At 45.3% G+C, this 20,018-nt stretch carries 18 protein-coding genes; all 18 read right to left on the minus strand.

Annotation, left to right across the window (positions count from 1 at the left end):
* Window positions 1-20: 20 nt before the first annotated feature.
* Window positions 21-935: a UDP-3-O-acyl-N-acetylglucosamine deacetylase gene (lpxC, locus tag ICN29_RS05545; RefSeq protein ID WP_216130503.1), complete on the minus strand. Its 915-nt coding sequence runs from the start codon at window positions 933-935 to the stop codon at window positions 21-23.
* A 47-nt stretch (window positions 936-982) separates the two neighbouring features.
* Window positions 983-1,483, minus strand: a complete 501-nt coding sequence (locus tag ICN29_RS05550; protein WP_216130505.1) for a peroxiredoxin — start codon at window positions 1,481-1,483, stop codon at window positions 983-985.
* A gap of 111 nt (window positions 1,484-1,594) precedes the next feature.
* Window positions 1,595-2,938 carry a cell division protein FtsZ gene (gene ftsZ / locus ICN29_RS05555; protein ID WP_216130507.1) on the minus strand — a complete coding sequence of 448 codons (1,344 nt, stop codon included), beginning with the start codon at window positions 2,936-2,938 and terminating at the stop codon, window positions 1,595-1,597.
* 49 nt (window positions 2,939-2,987) lie between these two features.
* A complete protein-coding gene (ftsA, locus tag ICN29_RS05560) occupies window positions 2,988-4,217 on the minus strand; it encodes a cell division protein FtsA (protein ID WP_216130509.1) in 1,230 nt (409 codons plus the stop codon).
* 9 nt (window positions 4,218-4,226) lie between these two features.
* On the minus strand, window positions 4,227-5,084 hold the full coding sequence (locus tag ICN29_RS05565) for a cell division protein FtsQ/DivIB (RefSeq protein WP_216130511.1): 858 nt from the start codon (window positions 5,082-5,084) through the stop codon (window positions 4,227-4,229).
* Complete coding sequence (locus ICN29_RS05570; protein WP_216130513.1) at window positions 5,081-6,091, minus strand: D-alanine--D-alanine ligase; 1,011 nt, start codon at window positions 6,089-6,091, stop codon at window positions 5,081-5,083. Before ICN29_RS05570 ends, ICN29_RS05565 begins: the two co-directional genes overlap by 4 nt.
* Window positions 6,084-7,520, minus strand: coding sequence for a UDP-N-acetylmuramate--L-alanine ligase (gene murC, locus ICN29_RS05575; protein ID WP_216130515.1), 1,437 nt, complete (start codon window positions 7,518-7,520; stop codon window positions 6,084-6,086). The genes ICN29_RS05570 and murC overlap by 8 nt, the downstream gene beginning before the upstream one ends.
* Window positions 7,517-8,590 carry an undecaprenyldiphospho-muramoylpentapeptide beta-N-acetylglucosaminyltransferase gene (gene murG, locus ICN29_RS05580; RefSeq protein ID WP_369411636.1) on the minus strand — a complete coding sequence of 358 codons (1,074 nt, stop codon included), beginning with the start codon at window positions 8,588-8,590 and terminating at the stop codon, window positions 7,517-7,519. Before murG ends, murC begins: the two co-directional genes overlap by 4 nt.
* Window positions 8,587-9,858, minus strand: coding sequence for a putative lipid II flippase FtsW (gene ftsW, locus ICN29_RS05585; protein WP_216130517.1), 1,272 nt, complete (start codon window positions 9,856-9,858; stop codon window positions 8,587-8,589). Before ftsW ends, murG begins: the two co-directional genes overlap by 4 nt.
* Window positions 9,855-11,396 carry a UDP-N-acetylmuramoyl-L-alanine--D-glutamate ligase gene (murD, locus tag ICN29_RS05590; protein WP_255538144.1) on the minus strand — a complete coding sequence of 514 codons (1,542 nt, stop codon included), beginning with the start codon at window positions 11,394-11,396 and terminating at the stop codon, window positions 9,855-9,857. The genes ftsW and murD overlap by 4 nt, the downstream gene beginning before the upstream one ends.
* A 95-nt stretch (window positions 11,397-11,491) precedes the next feature.
* Window positions 11,492-12,661 carry a phospho-N-acetylmuramoyl-pentapeptide-transferase gene (gene mraY, locus ICN29_RS05595; RefSeq protein ID WP_216130519.1) on the minus strand — a complete coding sequence of 390 codons (1,170 nt, stop codon included), beginning with the start codon at window positions 12,659-12,661 and terminating at the stop codon, window positions 11,492-11,494.
* Entirely contained in the window at window positions 12,652-14,100 is a 1,449-nt protein-coding gene (locus ICN29_RS05600) for a UDP-N-acetylmuramoyl-tripeptide--D-alanyl-D-alanine ligase (RefSeq protein ID WP_216130521.1), read from the minus strand. Before ICN29_RS05600 ends, mraY begins: the two co-directional genes overlap by 10 nt.
* The gene (locus ICN29_RS05605; protein ID WP_255538076.1) at window positions 14,100-15,635 is read right to left on the minus strand and encodes a UDP-N-acetylmuramoyl-L-alanyl-D-glutamate--2,6-diaminopimelate ligase; all 1,536 of its coding nucleotides are present in this window, start codon (window positions 15,633-15,635) and stop codon (window positions 14,100-14,102) included. The genes ICN29_RS05600 and ICN29_RS05605 overlap by 1 nt, the downstream gene beginning before the upstream one ends.
* An 8-nt stretch (window positions 15,636-15,643) precedes the next feature.
* Window positions 15,644-17,416 carry a peptidoglycan D,D-transpeptidase FtsI family protein gene (locus ICN29_RS05610; RefSeq protein WP_216130525.1) on the minus strand — a complete coding sequence of 591 codons (1,773 nt, stop codon included), beginning with the start codon at window positions 17,414-17,416 and terminating at the stop codon, window positions 15,644-15,646.
* A complete protein-coding gene (ftsL, locus tag ICN29_RS05615) occupies window positions 17,413-17,679 on the minus strand; it encodes a cell division protein FtsL (RefSeq protein ID WP_216130527.1) in 267 nt (88 codons plus the stop codon). Before ftsL ends, ICN29_RS05610 begins: the two co-directional genes overlap by 4 nt.
* Complete coding sequence (rsmH, locus tag ICN29_RS05620) at window positions 17,676-18,626, minus strand: 16S rRNA (cytosine(1402)-N(4))-methyltransferase RsmH (protein ID WP_216130529.1); 951 nt, start codon at window positions 18,624-18,626, stop codon at window positions 17,676-17,678. Before rsmH ends, ftsL begins: the two co-directional genes overlap by 4 nt.
* Window positions 18,627-18,638: 12 nt before the next feature.
* Window positions 18,639-19,067 carry a division/cell wall cluster transcriptional repressor MraZ gene (gene mraZ, locus ICN29_RS05625; protein ID WP_216132052.1) on the minus strand — a complete coding sequence of 143 codons (429 nt, stop codon included), beginning with the start codon at window positions 19,065-19,067 and terminating at the stop codon, window positions 18,639-18,641.
* 314 nt (window positions 19,068-19,381) lie between these two features.
* Window positions 19,382-20,011, minus strand: coding sequence for a 2-polyprenyl-3-methyl-6-methoxy-1,4-benzoquinone monooxygenase (gene coq7 / locus ICN29_RS05630; RefSeq protein WP_216130531.1), 630 nt, complete (start codon window positions 20,009-20,011; stop codon window positions 19,382-19,384).
* Window positions 20,012-20,018: the final 7 nt, after the last annotated feature.

The raw sequence follows: 20,018 nt of genomic DNA on the forward strand, positions 1-20,018 counted from the left end.
TAAATTATTTTTAGACCCTCCTAGAAAAAGAGGGGTTGGCTCTCTTGAGAATAGGCAGCAGGGGCCTTAGCTTGGTCAAAAGACTCAATCGTATAAGAGCTTGGGTCATCTAAAAGCTTACGCAAAAGAGCGTTATTGAGAGCATGGCCCGATTTTTCAGCTACATAAGCACCCACAATTGGATGGCCAACTAAATACAGATCTCCAATTGCATCCAAAATTTTATGGCGCACAAACTCATCTTCATAGCGCAACTCTTCGTTATTCAAGATACGGTGCTCATCTAAAACAATCGCATTATCTAAACTACCGCCACGAGCCAGCCCCATCTCACGCAAAGCTTCTACTTCATGAGCAAAGCCAAAGGTGCGCGCACGACCAATTTCACTTCGGTAAGCATGTTCTGCAAAATCTACAATAAAACGTTGCCCAGTTTTATCAACCGCTGGATGCTTAAAGTCAATTGTGAAATCTAACTTAAATCCAAAGAAAGGTTCTAAGCGTGCAAGCTTATCGCCCTCGCGCACTTCAACTAGCTTCTTGATTACGAGGTACTGACGGGGGGCGTCTTGCTCAACAATTCCAGCAGATTCAATTAAAAATAAGAATGAAGCAGCACTGCCATCCATGATGGGAACTTCTTCACCATCAAGTTCTATCAATAAGTTATCTAAGCCTAGGCCAGCACATGCAGATAGTAGATGCTCGACTGTAGAGACGCGCACGCCATCCTTTTGAATGACAGATGCAAGTCTTGTATCACAGACAGCCAAAGCGGTTGCGGGAACCACTGACTGCTCTTGCGTGTCCACACGTACAAACTGTACCCCTGAATTTACCGGCGCAGGCTTAATCGAAATAGTCACCTTACAGCCGGAATGCAAACCAATGCCCACAGTTTTTACTGGAGCAGCAATGGTACTTTGTTTCATCATAGTGATATCTCTAAATTCAGGGGGATCGATTGACTAATGAATCTGAATTACAGTTTTTTCAAAATCGAAGCCGCGTCGCTCACCTCAAACTTACCAGGTGCCTCACGATCCAAAGATTTCACTACGCCATCTTCAACAATCATGGCGTAACGGTCTGAACGAACACCTAAACCGCGAGCTGTTAAATCTAGCTCTATACCCATCTTTTTAGTGAACTCACCACTGCCATCACCCATCATGCGAATCTTTTTCCCAACTTTTTGATCGCGCCCCCAGGCACCCATCACAAACGGATCATTCACAGAAATACACCAGATCTCATCAACACCTTTTGCTTTAATCGCATCATAGTGCTCAACATACCCAGGAACATGTTTTGCAGAGCAGGTTGGCGTAAATGCACCAGGCAATGCAAAGATCACAATTTTTTTACCCGCTACAAGTTTCTCAACTTCAAAGGCGTTTGGTCCTACGGAGCAGCCTTCACTCTCTTCATTAAAAAATTCATAAAGAGTAGCGTTAGGTAGTTTTTGTCCAACAGTAATCATGACATCTCCAATAAGTAATTGTTAGTAAGCATGCCAACGCAAGCGCAGGATTCGTCGTCCGGAGGGGCGCCGCGCTGGCATTTCGCAATTACCTATTGTATTGAGCTTTAGTTAGTCTGCTTGCTTACGTAAAAAAGCTGGAATTTCATAGTAATCAGCCCCTTTGTCCAACATAGATTTAGCCTGAGGAGAACTATCTGCGCCTAAAGTTGGCGCAGGAGTCGACTCACGGGAACTACGGAATACCCGCGGCAAATCATATTGACTGTAATCAACGCCACCACTAGCCGCTGGTTGAGCTGCCATTGATGGAGCGGCACCAGAACCAGTCAAAGCCATACCTGCGCTTGTACTAACAGCAGAATCTAAGCCTACCTTGCTCATAGCAGCAGATGCGCTAGTAGGAGCAAAAGTATTCAGATCAGCCATCGTTGGCATTGCATCACTAGTACCAGTAGCTTGTCTCCATACTACTTCTGGCTGATAGTTTTGACGGGCTTGAGGATTATTCAAGCCAGTGGCAACAACAGTCACTCGCAATGCATCCCCCAAGCTTTCGTCATAGACAGTACCGAAGATCACGGTTGCATCATCAGCAGCATAGCCACGAATTGCGGCCATTACTTCACGTGTTTCAGACAATTTCAATGAACGGTTAGCAGTAATATTCACTAATACGCCACGCGCGCCAGATAAATCAACACCTTCTAGTAGTGGAGATGCAACTGCAGCTTCAGCAGCTAGACGAGCGCGATCCATACCAGAAACAGTTGCTGTCCCCATCATGGCCTTACCTTGTTCGCCCATAACAGTCTTCACATCCTCAAAGTCGACGTTGATCAAACCCTGAACATTGATGATTTCTGCAATCCCAGAGACTGCGTTATGCAATACATCATCAGCGCAAGCAAAGGCCTTATCAAATTCAGCGTCTTCGCCCATGACTTCAAAGAGCTTTTCATTGAGTACAACAATCAATGAATCAACATAAGACTCAAGCTCTGTAGCGCCATTCTCTGCCACCTTCAAGCGTTTGACGCCCTCAAAATCAAATGGTTTGCTGATAACGCCAACGGTCAAAATACCCATTTCTTTTGCTACTTGAGCAACGATTGGAGCTGCACCAGTGCCAGTACCACCGCCCATACCAGCGGTAATGAATACCATATGCGCACCTTGCAAAGTATCAGCAATGCGAGCACGCGCTTCTTGCGCTGCAGCTGCGCCGATTTCTGGTTTAGCACCTGCACCTAATCCACTAGAGCCCAGTTGCAAATTCACAGATGCCTCAGAGCGCTGTAAGGCGCCAGCATCGGTATTCATGCAAATAAACTCTACGCCGCTCACTCCGCGACGAATCATATGCTGGACAGCATTGCCACCAGCGCCACCGACTCCAACCACTTTAATAATGGTTTTGCCAGCTATATCTTGATCTAACATTTCAAATTCCATATACCCTCCTAGGTAAATAACTTACTACATTGACGACGACGAAAAAAACTTAAAAATTTCCTGCAAACCATTCCTTCATGCGCGATATCACTCCTTGCAGCGCGCCTGATTGAGAAACCCGACGACCGCGCAAAAATTGCGCTTGACCTTCCATCAACAAACCAATGCTGGTGGCATACCTGGGACTTCGAAGAACTTCATGTAAGTGGCCGCGGTATTCAGGCGTACCAATGCGCGCAGGTCTTAAGAAGACCTGTTCAGCTAACTCAACCATTCCCGGCATTAAGGCTGTGCCACCAGTGAGCACAATCCCAGAAGAAACCATGTCTTCATAACCAGAATCGCGCACTACACCCCTGACCAAAGTAAAGAGCTCTTCAACGCGCGGCTCAATCACAGCAGCAAGTGCTTGTTTAGACATTGGACGTGGCTCACGATCTCCAACACCTGGCACATCAATCATGGCGGCTGAATCGGCCATCTCTTGACGTGCAATTCCATGCGCGATTTTCAAATCTTCTGCATCAATAGTTGGGGTCCGCAATGCCATGGCAATATCATTCGTAATTTGATCGCCTGCAATTGGAATCACCGCTGTGTGACGAATAGATCCTTGGCAATAGATAGCGATATCTGTAGTACCCCCACCAATATCCACCAAGACAACGCCAAGTTCTTTTTCATCATCAGTAAGGACAGCCAAACTAGATGCCAAAGGCTGCAGAATCAGGTCATTTACTTCTAAACCACAGCGACGCACACACTTCACAATGTTTTGCGCAGCACTGACAGCACCCGTCACGATATGAACCTTAACCTCTAAACGTAAACCACTCATACCAATAGGTTCACGAACATCTTCTTGGCCATCAATAATGAATTCTTGAACGAGGATGTGCAAAATTTGTTGGTCGGTCGGAATATTGATCGCCTTAGCAGTTTCTAGCACACGCTCAACATCACCATCGCCGACTTCTTTATCACGAATAGCAACCATACCGCTTGAGTTAAAGCTCACAATGTGATTTCCAGCGATGCCAGTAAACACCTGCACAATCTGGCGGTCGGCCATCACTTCGGCCTCTTCTAGAGCCTTCTGAATCGATTGAACAGTTGCCTCGATATTGACGACAACCCCCTTCTTCAACCCCTTAGAAGCAGTTTGGCCCACACCAACTACATTAAATTGGCCGTCAGGAGTTAACTCTGCTACCAAGGCAACTACTTTAGAAGTGCCAATGTCTAAACCTACTAACAGGTCGCGATTATCTTTACTCATTCACATTCCTCATTGCTTCAGCTCACTTTTTTTTCCATCTACGTCATTCTTTTTCATACCTGCAGAGGCAAGATGAACTGCAAAACCATTTGCATAACGAAGGTCTACAGCATCAATTCGGTTTGCCCATTTCTCTTGAACTTGTGGCCAGTACTTAAATAAGCGTGCTACACGTTCCTCTGTTAAGTTTTTGTCAGAGCTCTCTTCATCGCGTCCAAACTCTACTTTCATCCCATTGGAAAGTTTGACGTGCCAGGCATAGCGCTCGGTTAATGCCAAACTCACTACGTCTACATTCCAAGGCTTAAACCAGTTATTGGCTTTTTCATAAAGACTCATCACCTCCTTACCAGCATCGTCTGGACCCGAAAAATCGAATAAGTGTTTGTCATCAACAAGCTCTGAAACGCGCCCGGTAAATAACTCACCATGCGTATTCATGAGGGTGTTACTACTCTCACCGCCCCAAGTAGCAAATGGCTTTTGTTCTTCAATATTGACAATCAACCCATTGGGCCAAACCCGACGAACATTAGCGTGACGGACCCAAGGCATGGTCTCAAAACCCCGTTTAACATCCTCCAAACGGACGCTAAAGAAGTTGCCTTGCACGGTTTCGATTACCTGACGCTTCACGAGAGATTTATTAATATGCTGAAGCGTTTGGCCGGCAACAGGCTCCACTTGAATTTGCTTCAAAGTGAAGACAGGTCTCTGACTTAACCAAACCAGAACTGCAATTAGTAGAAGCACAATGAAACAGCGCATCAAGAAACGACTGAGCTTTTGCATCCGCTCTGGATAATTCCAAAGAGGTGACATGATGACAGAGAAGATATCTCCGAATCTGTCTAAAAGCGTACTCATGCAGCAGCACCCTCTTGTTGCAAAGTTTGCTTAAGTAACCACAAAACTAGGTCCGCATACTCAATATCAGCGGCTTTAGCTGCCATCGGTACTAAGGAATGCGAGGTCATGCCGGGTGAGGTATTCATCTCCAATAAATAAGGCTTGCCAGTTTTTTGATCGAGCATCACATCAGCACGGCCCCATGTGCGACAGCCCAAAGCTTTATAGGCAGCTAAAGCTAATTCTTGAACATGTTCGTTGACCTCAGGAGCTAGTCCTGTAGGGCATAAGTATTGGGTTTCATTTGAGAAATACTTGTGATGGAAGTCGTAATTGGCTTGTGGTGGAATAATTTTGATAACCGGCAATGCTTCTGCTGTATCGCCCTGCCCAACCAATGGGCAAGTTAATTCATCGCCAACAATACAAGTCTCTGCAATGACTTTTTTATCTAAGCTTGCAGCTAACTGGTAGGCGCCTGGTAGTTCATCTACAGACGTGACTTTGGTCAAGCCAAGCGAAGAGCCTTCATGTGCTGGCTTCACAATCAAAGGCAAGCCTAATTTTTTTACTACTGTATTCCAATCACTAGCCGCAGTGAGCTCTTCAAAATCTGGGGTAGATAAACCATTGCTTAACCAAATTTGTTTGGTTGCAATCTTGTCAATTGATAAAGCAGAGGCCAATACACCGCTACCGGTATAAGGTAGATTTAATAACTCTAATAAACCTTGAATCGTTCCATCTTCACCATAACGACCATGTAAAGAGATGAATACACGATCAAATTTTTCTTTTGCTAATTCGGTTGGGCATCGGAGACCTGGATCAAAAGCGTGGGCATCTACACCCTTTGAAAGTAAGGCCTCTAAAACACCATTGCCCGACATCAGAGAAATTTCTCGCTCACCAGAACGTCCGCCCAATAAAACTCCAACGCGCCCAAGTGACTTCACATCCAACTTGGATAATTCAGACTTCACCCGATCGCCCCACGTGCCAAGACCTGGACTTAACTTAGACATTTTTTGCCTCCGCCAAGGTATGTGGCAGCGCAGAGATTGACCCTGCACCCATCGTAATCAAGACATCGCCATCCTTTAATACCTGCGATAACTTTTCTGGCATCTCGGTAATATTTGCTGCAAACACTACCGCAGCAGAATTTAAGAGGCCTTTTGAAACCTTCTCTTCTGCAAGCGCTGCCTTCATTAAACTCTTACCATCTGCACCTGGAATTTTTGCCTCTCCAGCGGGATACACCTCAGTCAACACCAAGGCATCAAAGCTTCTGAGGACTTGAACAAATTCCCCAAAACAATCGCGTGTTCTGGTAAAGCGATGCGGCTGGAATGCCAACACTAAACGCCGTTCTGGGAAGGCGCCGCGAGCAGCCTCTAATGTTGCTGCCATCTCCACTGGGTGGTGTCCATAATCGTCAATCAATGTGAAACTGCCGCCAGAGGCAAGAGGGATTTCGCCATAACGTTGGAAGCGGCGGCCAACGCCACTAAATTCAGCAAGCGCCTTGGTGATTGCTTCATCTCCAACGCCTAACTCTGTGGCAATACCAATGGCAGCCAGAGCATTACGTACATTGTGGAGGCCAGGTAAATTGAGTGTCACATTGAGTGGGCCGGGCTTATTACCATGCCTACGAACTGTGCGGCGCTCTACCGTAAAGTGCATACGAGTTCCATCAGCACGCACATTACTAGCTTTAATATCTGCATCATCGGACAAGCCGTAACGTAAAACAGGTTGCGATACAAACGGAATAATGTCACGCACATTGGCATCATCAATACATAACACTGCTATGCCATAAAATGGCATGCGCTGAATAAATTGTACGAATGCTTGCTTTAATCTCGCCATATCATGCTGATAGGTATCCATGTGATCAGCGTCAATATTGGTAACGACTTCCATTGCAGGAAAAAGCTGCAAGAAAGAGGCGTCAGATTCATCAGCTTCAACCACAATGAAATCGCCACGACCTAAGCGGGCATTGGCGCCAGCGGAATTCAATTTGCCGCCAATCACAAAGGTTGGATCTAGGCCACCCTCAGCTAGTACTGATGCAACCAAACTAGTTGTGGTAGTTTTACCGTGGGTTCCAGCAATAGCGATACCCTGTTTTAAGCGCATTAATTCACCTAACATCACTGCTCTTTGAATCACTGGAATTTTTGCTGCGCGTGCTGCGAGTACTTCAGGGTTATTGCCCGCTACAGCAGTAGAAATGACTACTGCCTCTGCAGTACCAATATTTTTAGGGTCATGTCCAATATGAATTACTGCGCCCAACTCCTTTAGGCGCCTCGTGGCCGCACCTTCAGCGAGATCAGATCCGGTGACTTGATATCCCAAATTCAATAAGACTTCAGCAATGCCGCTCATGCCAGCACCGCCAATCCCGACAAAATGGATTTGCTGAACAATATGCTTCATATGCCCACCCCCGCACAATCAGCGCAAACCTCAGCTACTCGCAAGGTTGCATGTGGTTTAGCTAAAGCATGCGCACGCAAAGCCATCTCTTTAAGGTCCGCACGATTAAAGTTTTGGATCATCAATGCTAAATCTTGTGGATTGAGGTATTTCTGCGGTAATAAGATAGCAGCATTAGCATCAGCTAAAAATTTTGCATTAGCAGTTTGATGATCATCAATCGCAAATGGGAAAGGAATTAAGCAAGCAGCAACGCCACAAGCTGCTAGCTCTGATACCGTCATTGCTCCAGCGCGGCAAATCACAAGATCTGCTTGTGCATATGCAGATGGCATATCGTCAATAAAAGGAAGAACATCGGCCTTCACTCCTAAATCAGCATAGCGCTTTTGCAAGTCAGCTAAATGCTTATCGCCTGCTTGATGAGTAACCTGAGGACGCGCATCTTGAGAAATTAATGCCAATGCCGCAGGGATATTTTCATTTAGCGCAGCTGCGCCCAAACTACCACCCACTACCAATATAGATAGAGGACCTTGACGCTGTTCATAGCGCAATGCAGGTACTGAAATATGATCAAATTCTTCGCGAATAGGGTTGCCTACCCACTCGGCATTCGCCATCGTATTTGGGAAGCCAGTCAATGTCCGCATGGCAATTTTCGCAAGCGCACGATTTGCACTGCCTGCTACAGAGTTAGATTCATGCAGCACTAAGGGGCGCTTTAATAATTTAGTTACTAAGCCACCGGGGAAGGTAATATAACCACCCATACCCAAGACCACAGATGGTTTTATACGACGCATAATCTTCCAACTTTGAAAGCAAGCACGCATTAAATTCATTGGCAGCATCAATTTAGCTTTGAGCCCTTTGCCACGCAAACCACCAAACTCAACAGCTTCAAATGGAAAATCACAAGACTTCACGAGGCGGTATTCCATACCATTTTGATTGCCCAACCATGACACATTCCAACCGCAGATCCGTAAATATTCAGCGACAGCAAGTCCCGGGAAGATATGCCCACCCGTACCACCAGCCATCACCAAAATTGAGGGTTTTGTCACAGCTTCCCTCCACGCATCAAAATACGATTCTCGTAATCAATTCGCAGCAGCATTGCAATTGCAATAGCGTTCATCAAAATTCCGGATCCACCGTAACTCACTAATGGCAATGTCAAACCCTTGGTGGGCAATAAGCCTAGATTCACACCCATATTAATAAAGGCTTGCCAACCAATCCAGATAGCAACGCCCTTAGCCGCAAGACCGGCAAAACTCCGATCCAATTGCAAAGCAGTACGGCCAATTAAGAAGGCGCGTCGGACGATCCAATAAAACAAAAAGATCATGACAACTACGCCAACGAAGCCAAGCTCTTCACCAATGACCGCCATGATGAAGTCGGTATGCGCTTCAGGTAAGTAGTGTAATTTTTCGACACTGCCACCAAGCCCAGTGCCAAACCACTCCCCGCGACCAAAGGCCATTAAGGAATGGGTTAGTTGATAACCTTTATTTGCAGCGTTATCCACCTGCCATGGATCCATAAACGCGAGCATACGACCACGACGGAATGGTGAGAGTGCGATCATCGCTGCGCCACTCATTAAACCAACTGCAACCAAACCACCAAACAACTTGGCATTAATGCCGCCCAAAAACAAGATTCCGAATGCAATTAAAGCGACCACTACGAATGCACCCATATCAGGCTCAGCCATCAACAGACCGCCAACCAAGGCAACAGCAATGCCCATTGGCAACATCCCCTTAACAAAAGAATGTAGATATTCTTGGCGCTGAACTGTGTAGCTTGCAGCAAAAATGATGGCTGCAAATTTCATTAATTCAGATGGCTGGAAATTCATTAAGCCTAGTGGAATCCAACGTTTAGCTCCATTAACACCCTTACCAACACCAGGAATAAGAACTGCAATTAACAGCAACACGGTAAACCCAAAAATCAGAGGGGAATAACGATCCCACATTTTGGTTGGTATCTTAAACACCCAAACACCTACTCCAATAGCAATCGCCAAAGAAATCATGTGACGGATTAAGAAAAAATTACTACTGTAATTTGCATACTTAGGACCATCGGCTAAAGTAATCGATGCTGAATACACCATTACTAAACCAATCAACATGAGAGAGAGCACTGCCCATACGAGGAGTTGGTCGTATTCCATCATGCGTGAGCGGGTTTGCTCAACTCCAGATACTGCATCTCTTAAGCCAGTACGAAAGTTATCAATCTCACCTCGAGAAAAATTCCAAAAGCGATCTAAACCTAAACGATTGTCAGGGAAAAATTTATCTTTTAGATTCACGCTTGAGCTCCTTCGAAACGCATTCCTAATTCTTCAACCTCACCAACAAAAGCCTGGGCACGAGCAACATAATCTTTAAACTGGTCAAAACTCGCACAAGCAGGAGAAAGTAAAACTAAATCGCCAGACTGTGCTTGTTCTGCAGCCGTCCTGACGGCAGCTTCTAAGTTGCCACTCATCGTGCAAGGAACGTTATGGCCAAGGGCCTCTCCAATTGCAGCGCCATCTTTACCAATCAAGAAAACGCCTTTAACAAAACGAAGAGAAGGTTCGCGTAATGGACCAAAGTCTTGCCCCTTACCATCACCGCCTGCAATTAACCAAATCCTCTTGCCGGATTCATTGCCACCTAAGCCATTTAGTGCAGCCACAGTTGCACCGACGTTCGTGCCCTTACTATCATCGATATACTCCACATCATTGACGATCGCAATGCTCTGAACACGATGAGGCTCACCGTGATAATCACGCAAGCCATGCAAGAGAACATTCATCGGCAAGTTAGCAGATCTTGCCAATGCCAGTGCAGCTAGTGCATTCAATGCATTGTGGCGACCACGAATTCTGAGTGCGTCAGCCGGAATTAAACGCTTCAAACGAAGTGGCTCATCTTCTTTCCTTGTAGCAGATTTACGACGACGTTTAGGCTGTGGCTCAAGATCTTCATCTACCTCAGCCCATACCAGCCAGTCAATTCCACCAGCTCGCAAGTCATGCTCGATACCAAAAGCGCCTTGCTCATCAGGTCTATTAGAGCCAAAAGTCACAATCGACTTCTCTACCTTTTGATCATCAGAAAGCAAATTCATTACGATTGAGTCATCACGATTCAAGATGCAAATAGTATCTGCACCAAATATTTTTGCTTTTGCATCTGCATATGCGTGCATATCACCATGCCAATCCAAATGATCTTGTGTGATATTGAGAACAGTGGCTGCAGTTGCATTAAGGGTGTACGTATACAGCAATTGGAAGCTAGATAACTCCAGCACCCAGATATCAGGCATATCTTCAATTTGGTCAGCCTCATTCAGGCAAGTCATCAGCTTGTCTAATGCTGCAGGACTAATATTTCCCGCTACTGCAACCTTTTTGCCAGCACGCTCACAGAGCTGTCCTGTTAAGGCAGTGGTAGTTGTTTTCCCATTGGTACCGGTAATAGCCAACACTGCTGATGAATATGTAGAATTATTTGTTTCTGCCATGCGAGCTAAAGCTGTAATTGCACGTGCAAAAAATTCAATCTCGCTCCAAACATCAATCCTGGCTTTTCTAGCCGTTACTAAGAATGATTGAGTAGGCTCCTGAAGTGGAGATAAACCAGGACTGATCCCAATAACATCAATATCAGTTAATAGATCATCACTTAATGGCCCAAACTGAATATCGTTCAGTCCGGCTATTTTTAATGCATCAAGCCAGACATTTTGGCGTTCAGAAAATTGAGACTGATCACGCGTATCGATCAAACGAACGGTGGCGCCATTACGTAGACACCACTGAGCCATAGCAAACCCTGATTCACCTAGGCCCATAATCAAAAATCGGTGGGGAGCATGATAGCCTGCATCAGCTATAAAAGCAGGATTAGCGAAAGTGTTTTGTAAGTTCAGCATATTGACTTTTGGGCTCACCGTAATTTCAGGCTAGATAAGCCAATTAATACCAATAGGATGGTGATGATCCAGAAACGGACGACTACTTGCGTTTCTTTCCAACCACCTAATTCAAAATGATGATGAAGTGGGGCCATGCGGAAAATACGGCGGCCTTCACCAGAATATTTTTTAGTTAACTTGAACCACAATACTTGTAGCATTACCGAAACAGTTTCTGCAACGAATACTCCACCCATCACAAAGAGCACAATCTCTTGGCGCACAATCACGGCGATGGTTCCCAGTGCGCCGCCCAGAGCAAGCGCCCCAACGTCACCCATAAAGACTTGCGCAGGATGCGTGTTGTACCAGAGGAAAGCTAAACCAGCCCCTCCCATAGCGCCACAAAAGATCATCAACTCACCAGCACCAGGAATATAGGGAAACAATAAATATTTGGCATAAATTGCATTACCCATCACATAAGCAAATGCACCTAATGCAGCCCCCACCAAAATAACAGGCATGATCACCAGGCCATCAAGGCCATCAGTCAGGTTCACAGCATTACTGCTACCAACGATCACTAAATAACTTAAGATGATGAAGCCCATCATGCCCAGTGGATAACTAACTTCTTTAATAAAGGGCAACAGTAAGTTTGTTTTTGCTGGAAGATCCAAGGCAAAACCACTCCTAAACCATTCATAGAAAAGTTGGAGTACTTTAAAATTATTCACCTCTGAGACTGAGAAGGCTAAATAGATTGCTGCAAATAAACCAATCAAAGTTTGCCAAAGAAATTTTTCTCTTGAGGCCATTCCCTTGGGATCTTGATGGACAACCTTACGATAATCATCCGCCCAACCAATTGCACCAAACCCAAAAGTGACAATCATCACAATCCAGATAAAACGATTGCTTAAGTCCGCCCACAGTACACAAGAAACAAAAATACCAATCAAAATTAAAACTCCACCCATTGTTGGAGTGCCAGTTTTGACTAAATGGGTTTGTGGGCCATCAGTTCGGACGGCCTGGCCCATTTTTAAGGCGGTCAATTTACGAATAACCCATGGTCCTGCAGCCAAACCAATCAATAAGGCCGTGACTGTTGCCATCACTGCTCTAAAAGTAATGTAGTTAAAGACTCTGAAGAACCCAAAATCATCCTGTAGCCATTGCGCCAAAATTAAGAGCATGTTTTCGCCTCCTCTAACAAGGCTTGCACTACACGCTCCATGCGCATAAAACGTGAACCTTTAACTAAAATATTTAAATGTTCATTGCTTCCAGTTGACTGGGCATGTAATGCGTCCCTCAACTGCACAATCAGACTGTCCATTTCAGAAAAATGTTTTGCGCTAGCGGTAGATGTCCTATTCCTCTGAACATCGTTAAAGCCTTTAATCACAAATTGGCATTGCTCACCTAAAGCAAATAATTTAGTGACTCCCTGCTCGGCAGCATAAGCACCAACCTCGCGATGAAACTCAGGTCCTTGGTTGCCAACTTCACCCATATCACCTAAAACTAACCAAGCTATATTGCCTGACTGCTTTAGTGCATCAATTGCCGCTCTGACTGAATCTGGGTTAGCGTTGTAGCTGTCATCAATTAAGGTGTGATGAGGATCAATCTTCTTGGCCTGCATACGTCCATTTACAGGCGCGAATGATTCAAGGCCTTCCTTTATTTTTTCGAGACTGACACCAGCTGCTACTGCAACAGCACTAGCAGCTAATGCATTACGTGCATTATGACTGCCTAAAGTATTTAATTGAACCTCTACAGAACCTAACTCTGTCTGCACCTCTACATGGCCATTACTCAATAGGCGCCCCATTACTGCAGCCTTTACTGTAGTCTGGCCGGACAGCAGAACAAAATCAATTACCTTACGTCCAGCAGCAGCCTCCTGCCAGACGCCAGCAAACTCAGAGTCTGCTGGGAAGACAGCAATACCATTATTTGGTAGAGCAGAAATTGCATTGGAGTGCTCTTGTGCCACTGCAGCTACAGTAGCCATGAACTCTTGATGCTCACGCTGTGCATTGTTAATCAATGCAATATTCGCCTGTGCAATGTTTGCTAACTGAGCAGTTTCACCTGGGTGATTCATACCTAACTCAACTACGGCAAGCCGATCTGTCGAGCGGAGCTTTAATAAGGTGAGTGGTAGACCAATATCATTATTCAGATTACCTTTAGTGACAAGCGTGTGCTGCTCACCTACCGCAGCCTTGAATATCGAAGCAATCATTTCTTTAACAGTCGTTTTACCGTTACTACCAGTCACCAAAGCTAATGGAATAGTGTGATTAGTGCGCCAAGCTTTTGCTAATAATCCCAGGCTGATGCGAGTATCGTCAACGAAAACGGCGGGCAGATTTGTAGGGCATCTATCTTTGTTACTAATGAGTACTGCCGCTGCTCCTGCTTTAGCAACATCAGATAAAAAGTCATGCGCATCAAAGCGCTCACCTGCCAAAGCTATAAACAATTCTTTTGAGTCAATCTGACGGCTATCAGTTCCAACCCTTGAAATATTTAATGACTGAGCATCTTTTGCGGAAATATTCAGCAGAGCGCTTCCAGGCAACATGGCATGCACTTGCGCAAGTGTTGTCATTGCAGACATTAAGCTATTCCTCCGCTAGCCAAGCGAATATGCTCTTGGTCGGAGAAATCAAATTTCTTACCATTAATTTCTTGGGTGGTTTCGTGACCTTTCCCAGCAACTAAGACAACATCTTGAGGGGCAGCATTACGCACAGCAGCCATAATCGCTGAAGAGCGATCGACAATCATCTGTACATTTGAATTCTGACTGATGCCGCTACGAATCTTCTCCATGATTGCCTGTGGCTCTTCAGATCTGGGGTTATCGCTGGTAATAATGATTTGATGAGCATATTGCTGAGCCACCGCACCCATCTGAGGACGTTTACCAATATCACGCTCGCCACCACAGCCAAATACACACCAAATTTTTCCACCACGCTGCTGCGCAATGGGGGCTATGGCTTGTAAAGTCTTTTCGAGAGCATCAGGTGTGTGAGCGTAATCAACCACTACCAACAAACCTTCTGATTTTTGCTGCTTACCCACTTGAATTAATTCCATGCGTCCAAGAACGGGGCGTAATTGACTTACCCGCTTACTAGCCTCACCACAAGTGAGGCCTTGAGTTAACAATACAGTCCACACTGCAAGCGCATTACTTAAATTGAATTCACCTAATAAAGGAATATGCAAGGTATTGCTACTGATTCCCTCGTATGTAAATAGAGAGTCATATCCAGCACCATTCAAAATGCTATCTTTAGCGTAAATACGCTGCAAACGATCACCAAACTTTTCAAATCCCTTAAGTGCGCTTTGGTTAATTGTGTATGCCCAAACTTTAATGCCGCCCTTAGCTAAAAGCTTCATAGCAATCTCGCGGCCGAATGCATCATCTAAATTAATGACGGCATGCTCTAGCCCTGCCAGCTGGAATATTTTTGCTTTTGCCTGTGCATAGTTAGTCATACTGCCGTGATAATCCAAATGGTCTTGTGTCAGATTTGTAAACACAGCGCAATTTAATTGGGTGCCAGCTACCCGATTTTGATGCAAGGCATGTGATGACACTTCCATCGCTACTTGCTTAGCACCGGCATTCAGCAACTCTTTAAATTGAGTTTGTAGCTTTGGTGCATCTGGAGTGGTATAGCCAGTTTGTACCAAAGAACCTGGAAAGCCTGTCCCTAAAGTACCTAATACTGCCATGCGCTGATTCGGCCCATCCAAAGCCTGAGCCAACCATTGTGTGACGCTCGTTTTACCGTTCGTGCCTGTTACACCAATCACCTTTAATTGCTTGCTTGGATGGTCGTACCATTGCGCTGATAATTCTCCAACTTTTTCTGCCAGGTTTTCAATCGCGATGCATTTTGGGTGATCTAGATATTGAGCGTTACAACCTAGAGGGTCAAACACTACTGCTGCTGCGCCACTCTCCAATGCAGCCTCAATGAATTGACGACCATCTCGTAATGCATTGCCATGACCAACAGGATAAGCAAAAAAGATATCGCCAGACTGAATCTGGCGACTATCCGCGCTGACCTTAGCAGTGCTATTTGCCAGGCTGTGCAAGTATTCAATCAGATGATTGGGTTCTATATTCAATGCTGCCCTCATCTTTTCAGAACCACCTGCTGCGTCTGTACATTTGCAGTACGAATCTCTTCAGGACTCTTATCTTGCAAAACCATTTGCTTCACTTTGTTATCTGGTAATACATTGAGAGTATTCAGTGTTTCACTCACAATGGTTGAGAACACTGGTGCAGCAACATCGCCACCATAGTGACTGCCACCAGTTGGTTCATCAATCATTACCGCCACCACAATCCGAGGAGCGCTAATCGGCGCTAAGCCGGCAAAGTAAGCGCGGTATTTATTTCCATACCCCTTCCCAACCAATTTATGAGCTGTACCTGTCTTACCGCCAACTCTAAAGCCTTCAGCTTGCGCCTTGATAGCAGTACCGCCAGGCTCAGTGACTGTTTCAAGCATGGTGCGCATTTCAATTGCAGTCTTAGCTGAAAGAACTCTGGTGCCTGGTTTGAAATCAGGGCTACGCTCAATGGTGAGTGGCACTAATTCACCGTCACGCGCAAATACCGTATATGCCCTTGCCATCTGAAAGAGCGATGCAGAAATTCCGTAGCCAAATGCAATGCGCGCTTGATCAGTTGGCATCCACTTTTTAAATGGATGCACCGTTCCAGCAACAGCTCCAGGGAAGCCAATTTTAGGTGCCTGACCTAAACCAACCGCAGTATAAAAATCCCACATCTCTTCTGGGGATAGGTTGTTCATAGCAATTTTTGCGGTACCGATATTGCTTGATTTCTGAATGATCTCTGCAACTGTTAGATTTCCATAAGGGTGCGTGTCAGTAATGGGTTTAGGTCCGATAAGATACTTAGCACCAATCACCATATTGGTCTCTGGCTTTACTGCACCCTTTTCTAAAGCAATTGCAATCGTTAATGGCTTCATGGTTGAGCCAGGCTCAAATGTATCTGTCAGCACGCGATTACGAAGCTGCTCACCCGTGAGATATTTACGGTCATTTGGGTTGTAACTTGGGTAATTGGCCAAAGCCAAAATTTCTCCCGTCTGCGTATCTAGAACTACAGCACCGCCAGCTTTAGCGTGGTGCTTCTCAACTGCGTCCTTAACAGCGTTGTAAGCTAGATACTGAATCTTGCTATCAATAGAGAGATTTAAATCCTTACCGTTTTGCGGCAACTGCAAGATCGCCATTTCCTCAACAACACGACCTAAGCGATCAACCACTACACGCCTTTGACCGGGATGGCCAGCAAGCTCTTTCTCTCTAGAAAGCTCCATACCCTCTTGCCCACGATCCTCAACATTCGTAAAGCCAACGACGTGTGCCATCGCTTCACCCTCTGGATAGAAGCGGCGATATTCATTATTTAAGCCAATACCCGGAATTTCTAATTGCTTAATTTGTTGTGCGATTGCCGGCTCAACCTGGCGCTTTAAGAAAATCTGCTTACGATCTTCTTTTAATTTTTTGCGCAACTCTGATTCGCTCATCTGCAATAGACTGGCAAGCTTTTGTACTTTAACTGCGGCCAAATCATCAGGGACTGTGTCGTTATAAGCAATCACAGACTTTGCTTCCAAGCTGGTAGCTATGACTTGACCATTGCGATCCAAAATTTTTCCACGACTTGCAGGTAACTCCAATTCGCGCTGAGTTCCTCTCACTCCCTTAGCTTCATAGAATGCGTTTCCTGGACCCTGAATCCAGAATGCACGTAGCAATAACATCATGAAAACGAAGAATAAAAGGAATAACATCAAGCGCGACCGCCACATCGGCAGGCGCAATACTAAATTTGGCGTAGTAGAAAAACCAACCGGCCTCATTTAGCCTCCCTTAAGTACAAAGTACGTTCAGGAGAAATTGGCGACATACGTAATTGGTTCCGCGCAACATCACGAATACGCGCAGACTTCGAAAGATTGCGTTGCTCATATTCCAAGCGTAACCAGTCTTGATTTAATTTACGCTCTTCAATTTGGGCGCGCTCTTGAGCAATAAATAGTTTGCGCGCACGTTGCTGAGCTGCTACTAGTGATAAGGCGCAAATCAATAACAAGGCGAGCAAAGTCAAGGTGGCGCGATTCATGCAGATGCATCCATCCGTTTTTCGGCAATACGCATGATGGCTGAACGGGCACGTGGATTTTCTAGAACCTCTGCTTCGCTTGGCTTAACGCGGCCAATAATTTCTAAAACGCTTTGCGGCAAGTCCTTTTCGCGCACAGGTAAACCACGTGGTAGCTCTACCTTTGAATGCGTCTGTAGAAACTGTTTCACGATGCGATCTTCCAGTGAATGAAAACTAATCACTACAAGTCTTGCTCCTGGTTTTAATAAGCTCAAAGCAGCTTTCAGGCCAAGCTCTAAATCCTCTAGCTCGCGGTTAATAAAAATACGCAATGCTTGGAAAGTCCTAGTCGCTGGATCTTGACCGGCTTCACGTGTACGCACCACGCTAGCAACCAAACCTGCTAGTTGTGTGGTTGTTTTTAGGGACAAACCTTCTTCTCGCTTTGCCACAATGGCTTTAGCGATCTGAAATGCAAAACGCTCTTCTCCATAAGTCTTAATCACGTGCGTGATTTCCTCCTGCGGCGCCTGCTCTAACCACTGTGCAGCCGTTAAACCCTGATCCGTATTCATCCGCATATCGAGTGGGCCCTCGCGACGAAAGGAGAAGCCCCGATGCGCTTCGTCTACCTGCGGCGAACTGATTCCCAAATCCAACAAAATTCCATCGACCGATTCTGTTTGCGCGTACTGATCCATCTGCGCAAAACTGTCGTGCACAATGGTTAGACGTGGATCGTTGATTTGCTGTGCGACTGCAATCGCATCTAAATCCTTGTCGAAAGAAATCATGCGCGCAGATGAGGGAAGCTGTTTGAGTAAGGCTTGTGTATGACCACCGCGCCCAAATGTTCCATCGATTACCAAAATATTTTTTGCTGTGTTTTGTTTTTGAATGAGCGGGCCATTGATTAGCGCCGTCACCGCCTCGGCCAGTAATACTGGGCGATGAGTTATGTTCATGGCACCCTGTCATCAAAAATTAAATTGCTTGAGTGCTTCAGGCATGCCTAGTACAATCGCAGCCTGTTCTTTTGCAGCGTATGTAGCTGCGTCCCACAATTCCAAGTGACTACCCATGCCAAGCAGGATTACTTCTTTTTCAATTCCTGCTGCTGCGCGCAATTCGGGGCTCACCAAAATTCGGCCAGCATTATCCAAATCAATTTCTGCTGCATTACCAAGAAAAATTCTGCGCCACCAATGCGCATCCATTGGCAGTTGCGCAACTCGTGCTCTAAAACTTTCCCACTCCGGTCTTGGAAATAGCAACAGACAACCATCTGGATGTTTTGTGAGCGTGAGGCGGCCTTCACCTTGAACCAACAAGGCGTCACGATGCTTGGCCGGAACAGACATCCGTCCTTTTGCATCTAAATTGAGAGCTGAAGCACCTTGAAACACCATTTACCCCACTTTTTCACACTTCCTCCCACTTTAGAGGATCGCAATAGAGGGGTCAAGTGTTTTTGGGTATTTTTTTAGGAAATTCTCTAGTGTTTACAAACACTTAGCGCCATGTGTTCATAAAATGGTGATAGTAAAATAGTTACTTGAAACAATGGCTTGGAAAATATACTTAAGAATAGGTCTTAGCTATATCACTAGATAATGCTTAAATATACTGTATTTAAAAACAGTAGTATTCAAAAAATATATCAAAATTAATCTGGAATTAAATCCCTTGATTAATTTGGACTAAATCGCAATTATCAATTTCAAATTTTGTAAGCGGTTGTTGTCATCACTTTAGACATTGCTTGCATTATTTTTTGAATTGGCTCAGGCAAAGTCGCTCCACCTGCATGCAAGGCTGCTTGCCCATGTTCAATTTCATCAATCCGCATTTGATCAACGATTGCGCGCGAACGATGATCTTCTTCAGGCAATTTTGTGAGATGGCTCTCAAGATGACTTTCAACTTGTTTTTCAGTTTCAGCAACAAAACCCAAACTCCACTGATCACCCGCTAAGCCAGCTGCCAAGCCTATTGCAAAGGATCCTGCATACCAAAATGGATTGAGATAACTAGTATGTGAACCAAGCTCCTTCAAGCGAGTTTCACACCAGGCTAAATGATCCATTTCCTCTTGACCGGAGTGATTGAGCATCTCTTTAATTTCTGAATTTCTGGCAACTAATTTTTGTGATTGGTACAGAGCTTGCGCACAAACTTCACCAACGTGATTAATCCGCATTAACCCTGCTGCATGTTTTCGTTGCTCGGAATCTAATGCGGCATTTGCTCCAGATTCAGAGCCGGGAGTGGGTCTTTGAGCATTTGCGCCGCCAACAACCGAACGAAGTACCGTATCAAACTCAACAATGAAGCGGTCTATTAGGGTCATATGCCAG

Source organism: Polynucleobacter nymphae (genome assembly GCF_018882155.1).
Taxonomy (GTDB): domain Bacteria; phylum Pseudomonadota; class Gammaproteobacteria; order Burkholderiales; family Burkholderiaceae; genus Polynucleobacter; species Polynucleobacter nymphae.